General features: G+C 66.8%; 16 protein-coding genes. 8 read left to right on the plus strand and 8 right to left on the minus strand.

Annotated features, from left to right (window positions below; genetic code table 11):
- A complete protein-coding gene (locus U5809_RS32330; protein WP_322089525.1) occupies positions 1-1,449 on the plus strand; it encodes an APC family permease in 1,449 nt (482 codons plus the stop codon).
- Between the two features lie 78 nt (positions 1,450-1,527).
- On the opposite strand, the gene U5809_RS32335 is transcribed toward U5809_RS32330, so the two are convergent.
- Entirely contained in the window at positions 1,528-2,175 is a 648-nt protein-coding gene (locus U5809_RS32335; protein WP_322089526.1) for a LysE family translocator, read from the minus strand.
- 110 nt (positions 2,176-2,285) lie between these two features.
- On the opposite strand from U5809_RS32335, the gene U5809_RS32340 reads away from it, so the two are divergent.
- Complete coding sequence (locus U5809_RS32340) at positions 2,286-3,137, plus strand: LysR substrate-binding domain-containing protein (protein WP_322089527.1); 852 nt, start codon at positions 2,286-2,288, stop codon at positions 3,135-3,137.
- A 22-nt stretch (positions 3,138-3,159) separates the two neighbouring features.
- Here U5809_RS32340 and U5809_RS32345 read toward each other — a convergent pair whose 3' ends face one another.
- Entirely contained in the window at positions 3,160-4,050 is an 891-nt protein-coding gene (locus U5809_RS32345; protein ID WP_282512353.1) for a LysR substrate-binding domain-containing protein, read from the minus strand.
- A 152-nt stretch (positions 4,051-4,202) separates the two neighbouring features.
- Here U5809_RS32345 and U5809_RS32350 point away from each other — a divergent pair, with 152 nt between their 5' ends.
- Entirely contained in the window at positions 4,203-7,250 is a 3,048-nt protein-coding gene (locus tag U5809_RS32350; RefSeq protein WP_322089528.1) for an FAD-binding and (Fe-S)-binding domain-containing protein, read from the plus strand.
- Positions 7,251-7,342: 92 nt separating this feature from the next.
- On the opposite strand, the gene U5809_RS32355 is transcribed toward U5809_RS32350, so the two are convergent.
- The 3 genes from U5809_RS32355 to U5809_RS32365 form a co-directional block, all read right to left on the minus strand.
- Positions 7,343-7,645 carry an XRE family transcriptional regulator gene (locus U5809_RS32355; protein ID WP_322089529.1) on the minus strand — a complete coding sequence of 101 codons (303 nt, stop codon included), beginning with the start codon at positions 7,643-7,645 and terminating at the stop codon, positions 7,343-7,345.
- Positions 7,646-7,732: 87 nt separating this feature from the next.
- Positions 7,733-8,887, minus strand: coding sequence for a branched-chain amino acid ABC transporter substrate-binding protein (locus tag U5809_RS32360; protein WP_282512349.1), 1,155 nt, complete (start codon positions 8,885-8,887; stop codon positions 7,733-7,735).
- Between the two features lie 638 nt (positions 8,888-9,525).
- Positions 9,526-10,425 carry a DMT family transporter gene (locus U5809_RS32365; protein ID WP_322089530.1) on the minus strand — a complete coding sequence of 300 codons (900 nt, stop codon included), beginning with the start codon at positions 10,423-10,425 and terminating at the stop codon, positions 9,526-9,528.
- A 57-nt stretch (positions 10,426-10,482) separates the two neighbouring features.
- Here U5809_RS32365 and U5809_RS32370 point away from each other — a divergent pair, with 57 nt between their 5' ends.
- The 4 genes from U5809_RS32370 (at position 10,483) to U5809_RS32385 (ending at position 13,561) form a co-directional block, all read left to right on the plus strand.
- On the plus strand, positions 10,483-11,460 hold the full coding sequence (locus U5809_RS32370) for a LysR substrate-binding domain-containing protein (protein ID WP_322089531.1): 978 nt from the start codon (positions 10,483-10,485) through the stop codon (positions 11,458-11,460).
- A 196-nt stretch (positions 11,461-11,656) separates the two neighbouring features.
- A complete protein-coding gene (locus U5809_RS32375) occupies positions 11,657-12,322 on the plus strand; it encodes a nitroreductase (protein ID WP_322089532.1) in 666 nt (221 codons plus the stop codon).
- 73 nt (positions 12,323-12,395) lie between these two features.
- The gene (locus U5809_RS32380) at positions 12,396-12,839 is read left to right on the plus strand and encodes a sodium:proline symporter (protein WP_415877979.1); all 444 of its coding nucleotides are present in this window, start codon (positions 12,396-12,398) and stop codon (positions 12,837-12,839) included.
- A 221-nt stretch (positions 12,840-13,060) separates the two neighbouring features.
- Positions 13,061-13,561 carry a hypothetical protein gene (locus tag U5809_RS32385; RefSeq protein ID WP_322089537.1) on the plus strand — a complete coding sequence of 167 codons (501 nt, stop codon included), beginning with the start codon at positions 13,061-13,063 and terminating at the stop codon, positions 13,559-13,561.
- A 62-nt stretch (positions 13,562-13,623) separates the two neighbouring features.
- Here U5809_RS32385 and U5809_RS32390 read toward each other — a convergent pair whose 3' ends face one another.
- The 3 genes from U5809_RS32390 to U5809_RS32400 all read right to left on the minus strand — a co-directional run bounded on the left by U5809_RS32390 (position 13,624) and on the right by U5809_RS32400 (position 16,537).
- Positions 13,624-14,268 carry a glutathione S-transferase family protein gene (locus U5809_RS32390; RefSeq protein ID WP_282512342.1) on the minus strand — a complete coding sequence of 215 codons (645 nt, stop codon included), beginning with the start codon at positions 14,266-14,268 and terminating at the stop codon, positions 13,624-13,626.
- A 104-nt stretch (positions 14,269-14,372) separates the two neighbouring features.
- On the minus strand, positions 14,373-15,545 hold the full coding sequence (locus U5809_RS32395) for a porin (protein WP_282512340.1): 1,173 nt from the start codon (positions 15,543-15,545) through the stop codon (positions 14,373-14,375).
- Between the two features lie 158 nt (positions 15,546-15,703).
- Positions 15,704-16,537 (minus strand): helix-turn-helix transcriptional regulator, encoded by an 834-nt coding sequence (locus U5809_RS32400; RefSeq protein WP_322089534.1) that lies wholly within the window; start codon positions 16,535-16,537, stop codon positions 15,704-15,706.
- Positions 16,538-16,778: 241 nt separating this feature from the next.
- Between U5809_RS32400 and U5809_RS32405 the strand changes: the two genes are divergently transcribed.
- Positions 16,779-17,900 (plus strand): polyamine ABC transporter substrate-binding protein, encoded by a 1,122-nt coding sequence (locus U5809_RS32405; protein WP_322089535.1) that lies wholly within the window; start codon positions 16,779-16,781, stop codon positions 17,898-17,900.
- Positions 17,901-17,990 lie beyond the last annotated feature (90 nt).

The following is a 17,990-nucleotide window of genomic DNA, read 5'->3' on the forward strand; positions in this document are numbered from 1 at the left end:
ATGAGTCATCCAGCCACCCCCGCACAGGCGCTCCCTTTGCAGGACACCGCGCCGCAGGCAGGCGGCCTGCGGCGCAACTACCTGAGCCTGCCCGAACTGATCGCGCAGTCGATCGGCCTCGTCGGCGTGTCCGGCGGAATCGGCGTGCTGATCCCCGCCGTGTTCGCGACGGCAGGCAACGGCACGTGGCTCGCCTACCTGTTCGCGATCGTCGCGCTGCTGTTCTCGTCGTGGAGCATCTCGGTGTTCGCACGCGATTCGGCGTCGCCGGGTGCGCTGTATGCGTACGTGTCGGCCGGTATCGGGCCGATCTGGGGCGCGATCTGCGGCTGGTCGCTGCTGATCGCCTATGCGGTGGCCGCGGCAGGCATCCTGCAAGGAACGATCAACACGTTCCTCGTGCTCGGTCGCGAAACGGGGCTGCTCGGCGGCGCGACACCGGTCGGCACGGTGCTCGGCCTCACGGTCGTAACCGCGTTCGCCGCTTGGTACATCGCGTTTCGCGACATCCGGCTTTCCACGCGTTTCACGTTGTTCGTCGAGCTGGCGACGCTGCTGCTGATCGCCGTCGTCGTGATCGCGACGATCGCGTTCGGCGGGCATCCGGTCGACCGCGCGCAGCTGACGCTCGAAGGCGTGAAGCCGACGCAACTCCAGCTCGGCATGGTGCTCGCGTTCTTCAGCTTCACCGGCTTCGAGAGCGCGACCGTGCTCGGTGCCGAGGCGCGCGACCCGTTCCGCGCGATCCCGCGCGCGGTGCTGATCAGCGTAGTCGGGCCCGCGCTGCTGTTCGTAATCGGCGCATACGGGATGGTGAGCGCGTTCCATGGGCAGACGCCGCCGCTCGACCGGGTCGACGGCCCGCTTGCAGTGCTCGCGCGCCGGCTGGGGGCCGGATGGATCGGCGTGCTGATCGACGCGGGCGTCGCGCTGAGCTTCTTCGCGGCGTTCTTCTCGTCGATCAACGCGGCGGCGCGCATCGTCTATACGTTCGGGCGACAGGGTGTGCTGCATGCGTCGACCGGGCGCGCGCACGCGCGGAACGCGACGCCGCACGTCGCGGTCGCGGTGATTGCTGCGTTGGCGCTCGTCACCGCGCTGGTGTTCACCGCGCGCGGCACTGCGCTGCTCGATTCGTACGGCTATCTCAGCTCGATCGCGACGTATGGCTGGCTGCTCGCATACGTGCTGGTGGCGATCGGCGCGCCGCTCTACTTGCGCCGGCAGCGCCGGCTGCGCGCGCGGCATGTGGCGATCAGCATCGTCGCGGTCGTGCTGCTCGCGATTCCGCTCGCCGGCAGCGTGTATCCGGTGCCGGACGGTGTTTATGCGTGGCTGCCGTATGTGTTCGTCGCGCTGCTGGCGATCGGGCTCGCGTGGTTCCTGGTGCTGCGCTTCCGGTTTCCGGAGCGGCTGCGCAAGCTTGAGGCCGAGTTGCTGACGAAATGACGGCGCGGCGCCGACGCGTCGCGGCCAGCCGGGCATGCCTGGCTGGCCGGTTTCATTGGACGCATGTGCCGGCCGCCGTCACGCGACCCCCGCCATCTTCGATGCTTCCAGGACCATCTGCACACCGAGCCCGCCGAGCACGGCCCCCATCGCCCAGCGCTGCGCGAGCAGCAGCGTCGGGCGTCCGTGCAGGAACTTCGCGATGCTGCTCGAGCAGATCGCCACCAGCCCGTTGGCCGACGCAAACGCGGCGATCAGCAGCGACCCGAGAAACAGCGACTGGCCGAACACGCTGCCCTGCCGGTAGTCGATGAACTGCGGCAGCAGCGACACGAACAGCATCGCGAGCTTCGGGTTCAGCACGCTGGTCGTTGCGCCCATCGCGAGCAGGCGCATCGGCTGCTCGTTCGGCAGTGCCTGCACCTCGAACGGCGAACGTCCGCCGGGCCGGACCGCCTGCCACGCCAGGTACAGCAGGTAGACCGCGCCGACCGCGCCCAGCACGCTGCCTGCATAGGGCACGCTCATGAACAGCGTCGTGATGCCGAACGCCGCGCCGAACATGTAGAACAGGTAGCCGATCATCACGCCGGCCAGTGAAATGAGCCCGGCCGTGCGGCCCTGCGCGATCGAGCGCGACATCACGTAGACCATGTTCGGCCCGGGCGTGACCGCGAGCATGCCGCCGATGGCGAGAAATCCGTAGAGCGATCCGGAGGGTTGCATGTTTGCGCTTCCTGCATCGAGTGAGTGCTGACGGGATTCATTGTCCGGCTGTGGAGGTGAACAGTAAAACGGGATAAACTGAATCGATTGATCAGATTTCCTGAAGCAATATGAAAAAGCTCGACCTCGATGTGCTCGCGATGGTGGTGGCCGTCGCCGAAACCGGATCGTTCGCGCAGGGCGCGCAGGCCGTGCATCGGTCGCCGTCGGCGGTGAGCATGCAGATCAAGGCGCTGGAAGACGCGCTCGGCAAGCCGCTGTTCATCCGCGACACGCGCAACGTGAGCCCGACCGGCGACGGCACGACGCTCGCCGAGTACGGTCGCCGGATGCTCGCGCTGCGCGACGAGGCATGGGCGTCGGTGGTGCGCCCGGAGATCCGCGGCCGCGTGACGATCGGCGTGCCGGACGATTACATTTCATCGCTGCTGCCGCAGGTGCTCGGCAAATTCGCCGCGATGCATCCGCGCGTTGAATTGCGTGTGATCGGCCAGCCGAGCAGCGCGCTCGTGCCGATGCTGAAGGACAACACGGTCGACCTCGCATGCCTCACGCGGATCAAGGGCGTGACCGGCGAGCTGATCCGGATGGAGCCGCTCGTCTGGGCAGGGTCGCCGAAGCGCAACGTATGGGAAGAGCGGCCGCTGCCGGTGGCTTTTTTTACGCACGGCGGCAGCATGGCGCGCGATCAGGCGGTCAAGGCGCTGAACCGGCAGAAGATCCCGTACCGGATGTCGTACGAAAGCCCGAGCCACCTCGGGCTGCTGAGCATGGTGGAGGCCGGGCTCGCAGTCGCGCCGCTGGCGCGCTGCTGCATTCCGGATCACCTGATGCAGCTTTCCGAAAGTCACGGGCTGCCGGCACTGGGCGAGATCGAGGTCGTGCTCGCGCGCAGCGCGCAGTCCGCGCGCCCGCCGTGCGATTACCTGGCCGAGCAGATTCTCGGCGAATGGCGCACCTGAGCGGCCCGCTGCCGGCCGCACGTCAGCACGACGTCAGCAGCCATTCGCGGAATGCGACGAGCGACGGCAGCGTCTCGTTGCCCGGCGGATAGACGAGGTAGTAGCTGCGCTGGCTCGTAATCGCGTCACCGATCGACACGAGCTCGCCGCGGCTCAATTCATCCTCCACCAGCACCTTCGGCACCAGCCCGATGCCCATCCCGGCGCGCACGGCCTGGATCAGATGCGACGTCAGCTCGAAGCTCGGACCGATGCGCATCTGGCGATGGTCGAGCCGATAGTGCGAGAACCACTCGGCCCATGCTTGCTGGTTGCTCGTCACGCCCAGCAGCGTCTGCTTCGCGGCCCACGCCGGCGTGCGCGCGTCGGCCTTGCGGCCGCTGCCCGGGTCGGGCGGCGCGATCGCAATCAGGAACTCGTTGTACAGCCGGTGCGCGTGCAGGCCGGGCCAGTCGCCCGCGCCGACGGTGATGGCCGCGTCGAGGTCGTCGTTGAGAAAATCGATTGCGCCGATCCGCGAATGAAGGTGCACGGTTACGCCCGGATGCGCGGTGTAGAAGTCATGCAGGTGCGGCAGCAGCCATTTCGAGCCGAAGGTCGGCAACGTGGCGAGCCGCAGCGTGCCGGCGCCCGCCTGATGCGACATCGCCTGCAGCGTCGCGCCGCGGATGCGCCCGAGCGCGCCGCTCAGTTCCGCGAAGTAGCGGCGGCCGACTTCGGTCAGCTTCACCGAGCGCCCCTCGCGCCGGAACAGCGGGACACCGAGCTGATCCTCCAGCGTCTGCACCTGCCGGCTGATCGCGCTCTGGCTCAGCGACAGTTCCTCGGCCGCGCGCGTGTAGCTTTCATGCCGCGCGGCGGCCTCGAACACGAGCAGCAGTGACATCGACGGGGTCAGACGACGGTAATTCATGAGTTTTATGCAATATTCGCCGGATGAGAATTCGTTTGTTCCTCGAGGGATATCCGAAGATACTGGAATTCCCGGTCGCGTGGAAACTTGCCAAAAAATCATGTTTCGGAGCGCGCGAATCGGCCGGCTCCACCCACACTGCGCCTTTACCCATGTCGATCGCCCCGTTGCCCCGTCCCGCCCGCCCGCCCGCCAACGCGTACCGCGACTTTCTTGCCGCGCTGCGGGCCGCCGGATTTGCCGGGGAGATTCGCGCGGACCACGCGAACCGGACGGTGCAGGCCACCGACAACTCGATCTACCAGCGCCTGCCGCAGGCGGTGATCTGCCCCGCGCATGCCGATGACGTGCGGCTGCTGGCGCGGCTGCTGGCCGAACCCGCGCATCACGACGTCGCGGTAGCCGCGCGCGGCGGCGGCACGGGCACCAACGGGCAGTCGTTGACCGACGGCGTCGTCGTCGACCTGTCGCGCAACATGAACCGGATCCTCGAAATCGACGTCGAGCAGCGCTGGGTGCGCGTGCAGGCAGGCGTCGTCAAGGATCAGCTCAATGCCGCGCTGAAGCCGCACGGGCTGTTTTTCGCGCCGGAGCTGTCGACGTCGAACCGCGCGACCGTCGGCGGGATGATCAACACCGACGCGAGCGGGCAGGGCAGCTGCACGTACGGCAAGACGCGCGACCACGTGCTCGAACTCGATTTCGTGCTGATGGGCGGCGAGCAGCTGCACAGCGACGCGCTTGACGACGAGGAATTGGAGCGCCGTTGCGCGCGGCGGGACCGCATCGGCAAGGTTTATCGCACCGCGCGCCGCATCAGCGACGACAAGGCGGCGCTGATCGACGCGAAGTTTCCGAAGCTCAACCGCTGCCTGACCGGCTACGACCTCGCGCACCTGCGCGAACCCGATGGCCGCTTCAACCTGAACAGCGTGCTGTGCGGCGCGGAAGGCTCGCTCGGCTTCGTCGTCGAGGCGAAGCTCAACGTGCTGCCGATCCCGAAGGTTTCGGTGCTGGTCAACGTGCGCTATGCGGGCTTCATGGATGCATTGCGCGATGCGCGTGCGCTGCTCGCGCATGAGCCGCTGTCGATCGAGACGGTCGACTCGAAGGTGCTGATGCTCGCGATGAAGGACTTCGTGTGGAGCAGCGTCGCCGAGTATTTTCCGCAGGACGACGCGCGCCCGACGCTCGGCATCAACCTGATCGAATTCAGCGGCGACGATGCGGACGAGGTCGATGCGCGCGTGCGCGCGTTCGTCGAGCATCTGCGCACCGATACGAGCGTGGAGCGCCTCGGCCATACGCTCGCGGCCGGCGACGATGCGGTGAAGCGCGTGTATGCGATGCGCAAGCGCGCGGTCGGCCTGCTCGGCAACGTGCAGGGCGAGGCGCGTCCGCAGCCGTTCGTCGAGGACACCGCGGTGCCGCCCGAGAACCTCGCCGCGTACATCGCCGAATTCCGCGCGCTGCTCGACGGCCACGGGCTGCAGTACGGGATGTTCGGTCACGTCGACGCGGGCGTGCTGCACGTGCGCCCGGCGCTCGACATGAAGGACCCGAAGCAGGCCGCGCTGGTGCGGCCCGTGTCGGACGCGGTGGCCGAACTGACGCTGCGCCATGGTGGCCTGTTATGGGGCGAGCACGGCAAGGGCGTACGCTCCGAGTACGCGCCGGCGTTTTTCGGCGAGCTGTATCCGTCGCTGCAGCAGTTGAAGGCCGCGTTCGATCCGCGCAACCAGTTCAACCCGGGCAAGATCGCGACGCCGCCGGACCACACGATGCGGCTGCTGAAGATCGACGAAGTGCCGACGCGCGGCGACCACGACCGGCAGATCGACGAGCGCGTGTGGCAGAGCTACGGCACGGCGATGCACTGCAACGGCAACGGCGCGTGCTACAACTTCGATCCGGACGACGCGATGTGTCCGTCGTGGAAGGCGACGCGCGAGCGCGTGCAATCGCCGAAGGGGCGTGCGTCGCTGATGCGCGAATGGTTGCGCCTGCAAGGACAGGCCGGCATCGACGTCGTCGCGGCGGCGCGGGCGCGGCAGCCGTTCCTGCGCGGGCTGGCCGGGCGCTGGCGCAACAGCCGCGCGGCGCGCAACGGCGACGCCGATTTCTCGCACGAGGTGTACGACGCGATGGCCGGGTGCCTCGCGTGCAAGTCGTGCGCGGGGCAGTGCCCCGTGAAGGTCAACGTGCCCGAGTTCCGCTCGCGCTTTCTCGAGCTGTATCACCAGCGCTACCTGCGGCCGCTGCGCGACTACCTGATCGGCTCGCTCGAATTCACGATGCCGTGGATGGCGCGCGTCCCCGCGCTGTACAACGGGTTGATGCGTGCGGGATGGGTGCGCACGCTGCTCGAACGGCAGGTCGGCATGGTCGACAGCCCGCTGCTGAGCCGCTTCGATCTTGCTGCCGTGATCCGGCAATGGAACGTGAAGCCGGCCGACCCGCACGCGCTTGCCGCGCTGAGCGACGCGCAGCGCGGGCGCAGCGTCGTCATCGTGCAGGACACGTTCACACGCTATTTCGATACCGAGCAATTGGCGACGCTGATCGAGCTGGCCGCGCGCACGGGCTTTCAGGTCTGGCTCGCACCGCTCGCACCGAACGGCAAGGCGCTGCACGTGCAGGGCTTTCTGCAGGCGTTCGAGAAGGCCGCGATCCGCAATGCGACGCAACTGGCCGCGCTGGCGCGCACGGGTGTCGCGCTGGTCGGCCTCGATCCGGCGATGACGCTCACGTACCGGCAGGAATACCTGAAGGTGACGGGGCTCGGCGATGTACCGAACGTTGCGCTGCCGCAGGAGTGGTTGCTGCATGCGCTGCCGGAAGCCGGCACGCATGGTGCGACCGGCTCGTACCGGTTGCTGCCGCACTGTACCGAGAAGACCAACGCGCCCGACAGCGGCAAGCAATGGACGCAGGTGTTCGCGCGGTGCGGGCTGCGCTTGAAGGTCGAGTCGACCGGATGCTGCGGGATGTCGGGCACGTACGGGCACGAGGCGCGCAATCTCGCGACGTCGAAGACGATCTATTCGCAGTCGTGGGCGACGCACGTGGACGGGCCGGAGGATGAAGGCGAGGCGCTGGCGACCGGATATTCGTGCCGCAGCCAGGTGAAGCGCATGTCGTCGAAGCAGGTGCGCCATCCGTTGCAGGCGCTGCTCGATCACGTGCGGGCGGCGGGGTAACGATCGGGCGGCGCGTGTCGCATCGCCCGTGAGGGTGTATCGATCGAGCGTCGCGCGGCCATCTCGTTGCCACGTGCGACGCATGCCGAGGCTCAGGCGTCGGCTTTCGCGGCCTTCCGCGCGCGCGGCTTTTCCACCGCGGGAAACACGCCGACGCCGCGCGGCCGTTTCGGCTCGATCCGCATCTGCCGGATCACGCGCCGGAAATCGATCTCGTGCGCGGCCAGCGTGCCGATCAGTTTCGCGATGACCGCGAGGTGGGACGGGACGGTGCCCTTGCTCGAATAGTTCGTGATCGAACTTTCGTTCATCCGGATCAGACGGGCGAATTCGCGCGCCGTCAACTGCGCTTTCTTCAACTCCTGTTGAAATTCCGCATACGCCATTGCACACATGATGCTTCGTCTCCGTGAATCAGAAATCGGCCCGCGCGGCGCCGGCGTGGACGGGTGGCGTTCCCGTCGTGCCGGCGCCGCGGCGGGTTACATCTTCACCTGGTCGAGGAAGGTCTTCTTGCCGCTCTTGTAGCCGTAGATCGAGATGATCCCGTGCGTCAGGTCGCCCTTCGCGTCGAACGTCGTCGTGCCGATCACGCCGTCGTACTTCGTCGACGGCATCGCGGCGAGGATCTTCGCCGGGTCGGTCGAGTTCGCACGCTTCATCGCGTCGACGGCGATGTAGACCGCGTCATACGCGAACGGCGCATCGAACTTGATGCCCTGGTTGAAACGCTTCTGGTACTTCGCGAGGAAGTCCGCGCCGCCCGGCATCTTCTCGAGCGCGGCGCCTGCCTGCGAGCACAGCACGTTGTCGGCCGCCGGGCCGGCCAGTTCGGCCAGCGAGTCGGTGCACACGCCGTCGCCGGACAGGATCTTCGCGCGCAGGCCGAGCTGCTTCGCCTGCTTCGCGAGCGGGCCGCCGGTTGCGTCCATGCCGCCGTACATGATCGCGTCGGGGTTCTCGCCCTTGACCTTCGTCAGGATCGCGCGGAAGTCGACGGCCTTGTCGTTGGTCGCGTCGTGCGACAGCACCTTCAGGCCGAGCGCCTTCGCCTTCTTCTCGAACTCGTTCGCGAGGCCCTGGCCGTACGCGGTCGAATCGTCGATCACCGCGACGCTCTTCACGCCCTTTGCCTGCGCGTAGCTCGCGAGCGCCGGACCCTGCTGCGCATCGGTCGCGACGACGCGGTAGGTCGTCTTGAAGCCTTGCTGCGTGTAGGTCGGGTTCGTGGCCGACGGCGAGATCTGCACGATGCCCGCGTCGCTGTAGATCTTCGATGCCGGGATCGACGTGCCCGAGTTCAGGTGGCCGATGACGGCGACGACCTTGTCGTCGACGAGCTTCTGCGCAACCTGCGTGGCCTGCCGCGGGTCGGCCGCGTCATCCTGCGCGTCGAGCTGCAGCGTGATCTTCTTGCCGCCGATCGTCAGGCCCTTTGCGTTGATTTCCTCGACCGCGAGGCGCGCGCCGTTCTCGTTGTCCTTGCCGAGGTGCGAGATGCCGCCCGTCGTCGGTTCGACGCTGCCGATCTTCACGACCTGGTCGGCCATTGCGGTCGACGCGGCCGCGAATGCAGCGGCAGCCAGTGCAACGGTGATCAGGGGTTTGCAGCGCATGCCGACAGTGCTTCGTTCCATCTGCCATCTCCGAATTGAATGTCTTTCTATTGACGTCTCGACCGGCCGGCCAGCGTGCCGGGGCGATCGGACGAGTCTCCATAGCCATCACGGGCTTCACTTGCATGGCGTCCGGTGGTGTGACGGCCGCCCGGGCGAGCGGGCGAATCGTCGCCGGATGTCATGCAATTCGTATGAATATATATGAAGCCGATTTTGCGCGCTGCGGCGAATCGCGTAGCAGGCCGGCGCGGCGCGGGCCGACGCCCGGACGTCGAAGGCTCCGGATGCCGGAAATCGTGCGCTGCCGCGGGCCACAGGCTGCGGTTCGCTGTCGATGGCCTTACGGCCGTATCCATTATTCGGCCGGTCGCCGGGGCGAAGCCATGCACACTGATGCGCGGTCAATCCGGAACTGTTCGGTCGATTTGTCTGCACAGTTTGGTCACTCGCGATTGCGTATCCGGTTTCGCCGGCTGGCTTCATCAACGGTTGCGTGCGTTGTAATGCAACTAACGGTCGAGTCCTGCGACATCAGCGAATGGGCGCGGACTGTACGGCCCGGATGATCCATTCCGCTTCGCAGAGGCCGGAGGGCTTTTCGATCCGCCCGTTTCCGGATCGACGGGCCGGCACGGACATTCGCTATAGTTGCGATGCTACGAACGTCCGCGTAATGCGACGAAGACCACGCCGGCAATCGCCAGCAGGCCGCCGCATGCCGTCGCGATGCCGGGCCGCTCGCCCGTCAGCACCATCGACAGCAGCGTCGCGACCGCCGGCGTCAGATAGAGGAAGTTGGCCGCGCGCGCCGCGCCGAAATAGCCGAGCGCGAAGGTCCAGGTTGCATAACCCAGCGCGGCGGGAAATACGCCGAGCACGACGACGGCGAGCGTCGTATCGCGCGACCCACCTGCGAGCGACCCGAGCGCGCCGGGCAGCCACGGCGTGAGCAGCGCCGCGCCGGCCAGCAGCGTGTATGCGGTACAGGTCAGTGCGCCGTAGACGGGAATCAACCGCCGCTGCAACACGAAATAGCTGGCCGAACACAGCGCCGCGCCGAGAATCAGCGTGCTTCCCGAACCGAGCACGAGGCCGCCCGGCTGCCCTTGCGCGATCACCGCGATGCCGGCCAGGCTGACCAGCGAACCGAGCCATCCCCAGCGATTGAAGCGCTCGCGCAGAAACACGGCGGCCAGCAGCGCGGTGAAGATCGGCAGCGTGTTCACGATGAAACTCGCCGCGCCGGCCGACACGGTCTGCTCGCCGGTATTGAGCAGTGCGTTGTAGAGTGCGATGCCGAGAAAGCCGCACGCGACGAAGCGCAGCGCGTCGCCTTTCGCCGGCAGTGGCGGTCGCCGCCATGCGAGCCACGCGATCACGAGCAGTGCCGCGGTCGCAAAGCGCGCCGACGCGAGCTGCAGTGGCGCGAGGCCGTGCAGGCCGATCCGGATGAACGGGAAAGCGGACGCCCACGAGACGATCGTGAACGCGACCGCGCCTGCCGCGACGAGCGGTTGTCGCGCGCTGCGCGACGTCGATGTGGAAAGGGTATTCATGCACCCATGGTGCGGCGTGGCGAGATGTTAAGCTAGCGCACAGATCAACACCCGGATATGAATATGGCTCACAGCTCGGGTTCGCGGCGGGCTGCCGGTCCGGTGCGTGCGCGTCAGGTCGTGGACGCGCTGTCGGTCGCCGCGCCGGTGCCCGGCCCGAGGCCGCCGCTCGCGAGCCTGGAGACGGTCTGCACGGTGGCGCGAGAGGGTTCGTTTCTCGCGGCCGCCGATGTTTCCGGCGTCACGCACGGCGCGATCAGCCGGCGGGTCGCCGCCGTCGAAAACTGGCTCGGGATGGCGCTGTTCGAGCGGCATGCGCGCGGCGTGCGCCTGACGCCGGACGGGCAGCGCTTCGTCGGCCGGATCGAGCAGGCGTTCGCGATCATCGACGGCGCGGCCGATCAGTGGCGCTCGCCGCGTACGCCGCGACTGGTCCGGATGAGCGTGGTGCCCGCGTTCGCGCAGCTCTGGCTGTTGGAGCGACAGCATGTGCTCGAAAGCGAAGCGCCCGCGCTGCGTATCGAGCTCGGCATCGAACTGCGCAACGTCGATATCGCCGGTGGCGAAGCCGATCTGTCGATCCGTTACGGGCGCGGCAACTGGCGTCAGCTCGAAACCCGTGCGTTCATGCCGGAGCGGCTGTATCCGGTTGCGCATCCGCGGCTTGCCGAGCAACTGGCAAAGGCGCGCCGCCGGGCGGGCGACGCCGCGCTGCTCGACATGCCGTTGCTGCACGATTCCGACGTGACGGGCTGGCGCACCTGGTTCGACGGGCTCGGCATTCCGTTCAAGCCGCGGGCGCAGGATCGTCGGTTCGAGGATTACAACCTCGTCCTCGCGGCGGCCGAAGCGGGGCTCGGCGTGGCGCTCGCGCGAACGCCGCTCGCGGATGCGTACCTGAAGCGCAGCGCGCTCGTTCGCGTCAGCCGGCATGAAGTCGATTCGCTGCTCAGGTATCACTTCGTGCATGCGAAGGGCGAGAATCGGCCGGAGGTGCTGGCGTTGATGGAGCGGATGGTGAAGGCGTTGGGGTAGGGCGCGCGGCATGCCGTGGTTGCGACGGACCGTGCGGTACCGATGCTGTTCGCTCGACTGCCGTCGCCAGATCGTTACAATGCAGCCGCGGAATACGGCGAGATCGCCGCAGTACGGCAGAATCACACCTTTGGCCGGCGGCGAGCCAGTCTCCAACCATTGAAGTACGGGTTCAAATTTGCAGAAAAGGGAACCGATGAATAGACCAGACAAGTCGTCGAAAGCGCGTGCAGCGCTGGATCAACTGTTTTCGGGCATGGCGCCTGCGGACGCGACGCGCTCATCGCCGCGCCCCGGCAATCCGTTCGAAGCGGCGGGCGACGAGGTGTCCAGTGCATCCGGCGGCCGCGTCGAAGTCACGCTGTCGACCCGGATCCAGCTGCGCGGCTATCCGAGCGCCGATGCGTTCATGAAGCGCATGGCCGAAGCATGGGGGCTGGAATGGGGGACGTACGACAGCATCCGGGCCGTGGCGACGCTGCCGGCCGGATGGCGCTCGCGCCGCCTTCCGGAAGTCACGCAGATCGTCGACGAACACGACGTGTTGCGCGCCGAGAGCAGCCTGCAGGGCGGCGAGATGTCGTATCTGAAAGTGCACCCGCGCTACTTCATCGACGCGCGCAAGCGCTTCGGCTGGAGCAAGTCGTCGAAGGCGTCCGACGATCCGGATCTGGACGGCCCCGACTGGAACTGCTTCGTGATCGACCGCGAAAAGTCCGTCGACGTGCACGAACTCACGACGTCGTCGCTGAAAGCCGACATGGACAACGCTCGCGCGACATTGCTGAAATGGCTCGACGAGCACTATCCGAAGCATCGCGACCCGTTTGCGTACTGGTCGGATTGCGAACGCCCGGCGTAATGTCGCACGGCGGCTCCATGCATGCGCCGGTCGCGATGGTGGACGACCATTGAAGCAAATCCGTCCGGTCCCGATGCTCTGGGCGGCGTTCGGTGCGGCGCTCGGATCGACCGTCATCGAGCTGCTGCTCTGGGCGATCGTCGGCGATGACGCCGTTCGGAACCTGCTTCGCGATGCGCGCCTCACGGCAGCGATCGTGATGGGGCGCAGCGTGCTGGGTTCACCCGGCGGCTTCGATCCGCTGGTCATGGGGGTGGCGACCCTCGTGCATGCCGCGCTTTCGCTGGCCTATGCGGCCGTGCTGGCGCGGCTGGTCCATGAATGGTCGCTGCGCGCCACGCTGCTTGCCGGCGGCGCGTTCGGCCTCATCCTGTACGGCGTCAACCTGTACGCCTTCACGGCAATCTTCCCGTGGTTCATCCCGGTTCGCGGCGCGATCACGCTGGTGGCCCATCTGGTATTCGGGGTCACGGCAGCGGCTGTCTACCGCGTCGCGGCTCGCCCGGTCGTGCGCTGAGCACGGCAGCGAGTGCCGACGGTTGCGGCCACGGCCATTCGCATCCAGACCCCAGGAATAACCCGACGGGCCGCATCGTTTAGCCGTCAGGAGACCCTGCACGAAGACGCGGCGGGCCATGACCGCCGCGCGATCGATCGTGTGCAAGCAAACCGGTGTACCGGGCGCCGCCAGCGACGCCGGGGATCGAGTGGTCGGGGGCAACAACGCAGGAGCCGATCATGTGCAACCTGTTTCGATCCGTGGCAGGCATCGTCTGTCTCGGTCTTTCCACGTCCGTCCTTGCGCAAATGATCGACGATCCGTCGGACAACGGCGCGAACTGTCGCGCGGTCGTCGCGCAAGCGGACATCGACGGCACGGCGCAGCAAATCGTCGGGCGCGCGTGCCTGCAAAGCGACGGCACCTGGCAGATCGTGCAAAGTGCCGACGGTAGCGTGCTGTGGTATCCGGTGGCAGCCTATCCGTATGACGACCCGTGGTATTGGGGGCCGCCGCTATTCATCGGCGCGGGCGTGAGCTTCATCTTCATCGATCGATTCCATCGCTTCCACCACTTCGATCACGTCAACCACTTCAACCCGATCGATCATCGCCGCTTCGGCGTCCCGGTGGGGGCGGGCTTTCACCATGGCACGTTCCCGGTCGGTGCGAGCCACGAATTCGGTGGAATGCACCGGTTCGGCGGCATGGGCGGGGCGGGAGGCATGCGGCGACACTAGGCGGACGGTCGAACGTTCTCGAGACCTTCCGGCAAGCCGTTCCGTTGCCGGCCCGATGCCTGTCAGTCGAGCTTGCCGCGCAAGTCGTCGAACGGGATCATCACGTGCGTGCGATACGCGGGCCGCGTCTGCAGGCGTTCGTACCACGCTTGCACGTGCGGTAGGTCCGGCCGTGCGATGTCGAGTTCGAAGTAGCGATACAGATGCGTGCCGACCGCGATGTCGGCGAGCGTGATCGCGTCGCCGGCGAGAAACGGCTGCCCGGCCAGCACCGCGTCGAGCAGCCGGAAATGCTGCGCGCACTGCGCGATGCTCTGCTCGACGCGCACGGTGTCGCGCTGCTCGGGCGGCGTCCGATAGTAGCCGCGGAACACGCCATTGAGGAACACCGGTTGAAGCGTCGTCTGCGCCCAGTCCATCCAGCGGTCGGCGCGGGACTGCTCGGCAGGGTCGTCGTGCCAGAAGCCGGGGCGTCCGTAACGCGCGGCGAGGTAGCGCAGGATGCTGTGCGATTCCCATACGACGGCGCCTTCGTCGTCGATCAGCGGCACGCGTCCGTGCGGGTTCATCGCGAGAAATTCGGGCGTATCGAGCACGCCGAACCGGCCGCCGGCCGGTACGTGCCGATGCGCGAGCGCGAGCTCGTCGACGAGCCACATCACCTTCTGGACGTTGAACGCGTTGCGTCGTCCCCATACCGTCAGCATGCCGGCCTCCTTGCGTCGTGTGGAACCTGAAGTCGGACAGTGTAAACGCCGCAGGCGCGCACCGTGGTGCGCGCCTGCCAGGCAGTCGTCGTGCGACGACGCGATCAGAACTTGTGGCGAATGCCGACGATCGCGAGTTCCTGCGTATCGGTGCCGGAGTTCACGCCGTACGAGCCGACCGACGCGGCCGCTTTCACCGTCGCGCCGCTCGCGTTGAGCGTGTTGCCGCTCGCCTTCTGATAGCCGAACAGCGCATACAGGTCGGTGCGCTTCGACAGTGCGTAGTCAGCGCCGAGGTTGACCTGGTTGTAGTGCGCGGAAGCCGGGCCCGTCAGCGACGTGTAGTTGTAGCCGACGCCCGCGCGCAGCGCCGGGGAGAACTGCCAGTTGAAGAACGCCGAACCGTTGTTGAACTTCGCGTTCTGGCTGAACGCCGACAGTGTGTCCGCACCGTACTGCGTATTCGAATACGCGAGCCCGAAGGTCGCCGGACCGGCCACGTACTGGCCGGCCACGCGCACGATCTGGATCGACTTCGCGCTCGAGAAGCCCTGGTTGATCACGGTGTTGAACAGCGTGTCCGAGCTGCTCGACCACGTGCGCACGCCATTGGCGACCGTCGTGCCGCCGTTCGCGTAGAAGAAGCCGGCGCCGAGCGACAGCGGGCCGTTCGCGTAGCTCGCGCCGAAGCTGTACGTGCGACCGTTGCCGGTCGAGCCCGCGACGCCGCCGAAGCCGTACAGGGCCGCGAACTGGAAGCCCGAGATCAGCGGGCTCGTGTACTTCACCGAGTTGCTGACGCGCAGGCTGTTGTCGTAGTTGTCGAGGTCGCCCGGCGTCGCGAACACGCCGCCGAAATAGTTGTCCTGCGTGAGGCCCTGCACGAGATCGACGACCGGATCGTACTGGCGGCCGAGCGTCACGGTGCCGTACGTGCTGCTCGCGAGGCCGACGACGGCCTTGCGGCCGAATTCGCGTCCGCCCTGGCCGAGTGCGCCGGTACCGATGTTGAAGCCGTTTTCGAGCTGGAACAGCGCGGACAGGCCGCTGCCGAGATCCTCGATGCCGCGCAGCCCCCAGCGGCTGCCCGACAGGTTGCCGCTGCTGAACTTGACGAGGCTCGACGCGTTGCCACCGCTCCCGTTCTGCGCGTTGTGTACGTAGGCGATGCCCGCGTCGGCAATGCCGTACAGCGTGACGCTGCTTTGCGCGTGCGCGCCGGCGGCGTAGAGCGCGGCCGGCAGCGCGAGCAGTGCGAATGACCGGATTCGTTTCATTGTTGGATTCCCCCGTTGGTCGATTGGTCTGACGAGTCGGTGAACGATACGGACGGCGCATCGTCAAGGGAACCAATAAATTGTCGAATCGTTATGAAATGGTGCAGAGATAGATGCGCGCGCAACGGGTGCGACGTCAGGAGCCCGATGTGCCGGACCTACGCGTCGTGCCGTCGCGACGCGTTCCGCAGCACGAGCGTCATCAGTTGCCGCCGCGACTCGACGCCGAGCTTCGCGAACGCGCGCTTCGCGTACGTGTCGATGGTGGACGTCTTGAGCCCCATCGATTGCGCGATCGCGGCCGACGTCATGCCCTGGATGAACGATGCGCACACGTGCAACTCGCGCGCGGTCAGCCGCTCCTGCCATTCGGGCAGCCATTGCGCGACGAGGTCGAGATCCAGCTCGTCGCGCGACGTGTCGTCGGCGCAGATCGCGCCGAGCAGCCGCTTGTGCGCGGACGCCATCGGCAGCACGACCTGCGACAGGTGCTTCAGCAGACTCAGCTCCTTCAGCGAGAACGGCGGCAGCCGCCGCGAGCGCGCGATCGAGATCGAATAGCGCGTGCCGCCCGTCACGCCCGCGATCACGCATTCATCGTGAATGTCGCCGGCGTCGAAAAACAGGTGCCGGAGTTCGCTCGCGACGCGCTGCGCGGACACCTGCAGCAACTGCACGTCGCTTTCGGTTTCGATCGCCGCGTACGTTGCATCGTCGCTCGCGTAGCTGCGGTAGTAGTGACGCATCACCTGTGCGACCAGCTCGGGCTCGCGGCCGAAGCTGCCGATCCAGCCGACGTTGCGCCGGCCCGCGGCCGCGCCGCGTTCGTAGTCGAGGTGCACGGCGTCGAAGTCGACGTAGCGCACGAGCGTGTCGTAGACGGCGCGCATGAACTGCGGCGTTCCGACCGCTTGTGCGATATCGCCCAGCGATTCGGTCACGAACGCGACATGGCTCAGCGGGAGATCGGGGGCGGGAAGCGCAGCGCTCATGGCGTCGGGTGTCGAAGATTTCAGGTGGCGCTACAGGTATCACGAATATTTTCGACTGCCTACGCGGGAATCTACCCAAACAGCCCCGAACGACGTCGCCGGTTGTCCCGGTTTTCGGGACTGACGCTGCGGGTCGCGATCTCTACATTGCCCCTTGTGCTGAATACCGCTTGACGGCGTTGACGCGAGTCCGGACCCGGACCGGGCGCAACGGCCGATCCCCATCACAAGGAGAATCCCCATGCGTATCCGTATCCGTCGTCAACCGGCCCTGCGTGCCGCGCTCGTCACGTCGACGGTGCTGGCCCTCGCGGCCAGCCTGTCCGCCCGCGCGGGCGACGCCAACCTGAACGTGTACAACTGGTCGGAGTACGTCGCGAAGGACACGGTGCCGACCTTCGAGAAGCAGTCGGGTATCAAGGTGCGCTACGACAGCTACGACAGCGACGATACGTTGCAGACCAAGCTGCTCGCGGGCAGCTCGGGCTACGACATCGTCGTGCCGACGTCGAACTATCTCGCGCAGCAGATCCAGGCCGGCGTGTACCAGAAGCTCGACAAGTCGAAGCTGCCGAACCTCGCGAACCTCGACCCGGTGCTGATGAAGATGATCGCGAAGGCCGACCCCGGCAACCAGTACGGCGTGCCGTGGGCGTGGGGCACGACGGGGATCGGCTACAACGTCGAAGCCGTGCGCAAGCGGCTTGGCGACAGCGCGCCGACCGACAGCTGGGCATTGCTGTTCGATCCGGCGAACGCGGCGAAGCTGAAAGGCTGCGGCATCTCGCTGCTCGATGCACCGGACGCCGCGTTCGCGGCGGCGCTGCAGTACATGGGCAAGGATCCGGAGAGCAAGAACCCGGCCGACTACCAGGCCGCCTACGACGTGCTGAAGAAGATTCGCCCGTACGTGACGCAGTTCAGCTCGGCCGGCTATGCGGACGATCTCGCGAACAACGACGTGTGCATCGTGCTCGGCTGGTCGGGCGACGTGAGCATCGCGCGGCGGCGCACGCTGGACGCGAAGCGGTCGTACGAGATCCGCTATGTGAATCCGAAGGAAGGTGGCCTGCTGTGGTTCGACGTGATGGCGATTCCGAAGGATGCACCGCATCCTGAAGCCGCGCTGAAGTGGATCAACTACATCGAGGATCCGAAGACCAACGCGACGATCACGAACGAGATCTTCTATCCGAGCGCCAACAAGGCCGCGCGCGCATTCGTGACGCCGGCGATCGTGCAGGACCCGAGCATCTACCTGTCCGACGCGACGGTCGCGAAGACATCGCTCGCGATGCCGCGAAGCGCCGACATCGCACGGATGCAGAACCGTTTGTGGCTGCAGCTGAAGTCGGGCGGTTGAGGGAGACGACGATGATCCAGACGCTTCCCGCCGCATCGGGTGCGGCCGGTGCTCGCCGCGATGCGGACGCATTCGTGCGTATCGAAAACA

The organism is Burkholderia sp. BCC1999 (assembly GCF_905339975.1).
In the GTDB taxonomy this organism is placed as follows: Bacteria; Pseudomonadota; Gammaproteobacteria; order Burkholderiales; family Burkholderiaceae; genus Burkholderia.

What these genes read in the sequence shown, in the direction of transcription:
- U5809_RS32330 (WP_322089525.1), top strand. Translation starts at nt 1, where the DNA reads ATGAGTCATCCAGCCACCCCCGCACAGGCGCTCCCTTTGCAGGACACC.
- U5809_RS32335 (WP_322089526.1), bottom strand. Translation starts at nt 2,175, where the DNA reads ATGCAACCCTCCGGATCGCTCTACGGATTTCTCGCCATCGGCGGCATG.
- U5809_RS32340 (WP_322089527.1), top strand. Translation starts at nt 2,286, where the DNA reads ATGAAAAAGCTCGACCTCGATGTGCTCGCGATGGTGGTGGCCGTCGCC.
- U5809_RS32345 (WP_282512353.1), bottom strand. Translation starts at nt 4,050, where the DNA reads ATGAATTACCGTCGTCTGACCCCGTCGATGTCACTGCTGCTCGTGTTC.
- U5809_RS32350 (WP_322089528.1), top strand. Translation starts at nt 4,203, where the DNA reads ATGTCGATCGCCCCGTTGCCCCGTCCCGCCCGCCCGCCCGCCAACGCG.
- U5809_RS32355 (WP_322089529.1), bottom strand. Translation starts at nt 7,645, where the DNA reads ATGTGTGCAATGGCGTATGCGGAATTTCAACAGGAGTTGAAGAAAGCG.
- U5809_RS32360 (WP_282512349.1), bottom strand. Translation starts at nt 8,887, where the DNA reads ATGGAACGAAGCACTGTCGGCATGCGCTGCAAACCCCTGATCACCGTT.
- U5809_RS32365 (WP_322089530.1), bottom strand. Translation starts at nt 10,425, where the DNA reads ATGAATACCCTTTCCACATCGACGTCGCGCAGCGCGCGACAACCGCTC.
- U5809_RS32370 (WP_322089531.1), top strand. Translation starts at nt 10,483, where the DNA reads ATGAATATGGCTCACAGCTCGGGTTCGCGGCGGGCTGCCGGTCCGGTG.
- U5809_RS32375 (WP_322089532.1), top strand. Translation starts at nt 11,657, where the DNA reads ATGAATAGACCAGACAAGTCGTCGAAAGCGCGTGCAGCGCTGGATCAA.
- U5809_RS32380 (WP_415877979.1), top strand. Translation starts at nt 12,396, where the DNA reads ATGCTCTGGGCGGCGTTCGGTGCGGCGCTCGGATCGACCGTCATCGAG.
- U5809_RS32385 (WP_322089537.1), top strand. Translation starts at nt 13,061, where the DNA reads ATGTGCAACCTGTTTCGATCCGTGGCAGGCATCGTCTGTCTCGGTCTT.
- U5809_RS32390 (WP_282512342.1), bottom strand. Translation starts at nt 14,268, where the DNA reads ATGCTGACGGTATGGGGACGACGCAACGCGTTCAACGTCCAGAAGGTG.
- U5809_RS32395 (WP_282512340.1), bottom strand. Translation starts at nt 15,545, where the DNA reads ATGAAACGAATCCGGTCATTCGCACTGCTCGCGCTGCCGGCCGCGCTC.
- U5809_RS32400 (WP_322089534.1), bottom strand. Translation starts at nt 16,537, where the DNA reads ATGAGCGCTGCGCTTCCCGCCCCCGATCTCCCGCTGAGCCATGTCGCG.
- U5809_RS32405 (WP_322089535.1), top strand. Translation starts at nt 16,779, where the DNA reads ATGCGTATCCGTATCCGTCGTCAACCGGCCCTGCGTGCCGCGCTCGTC.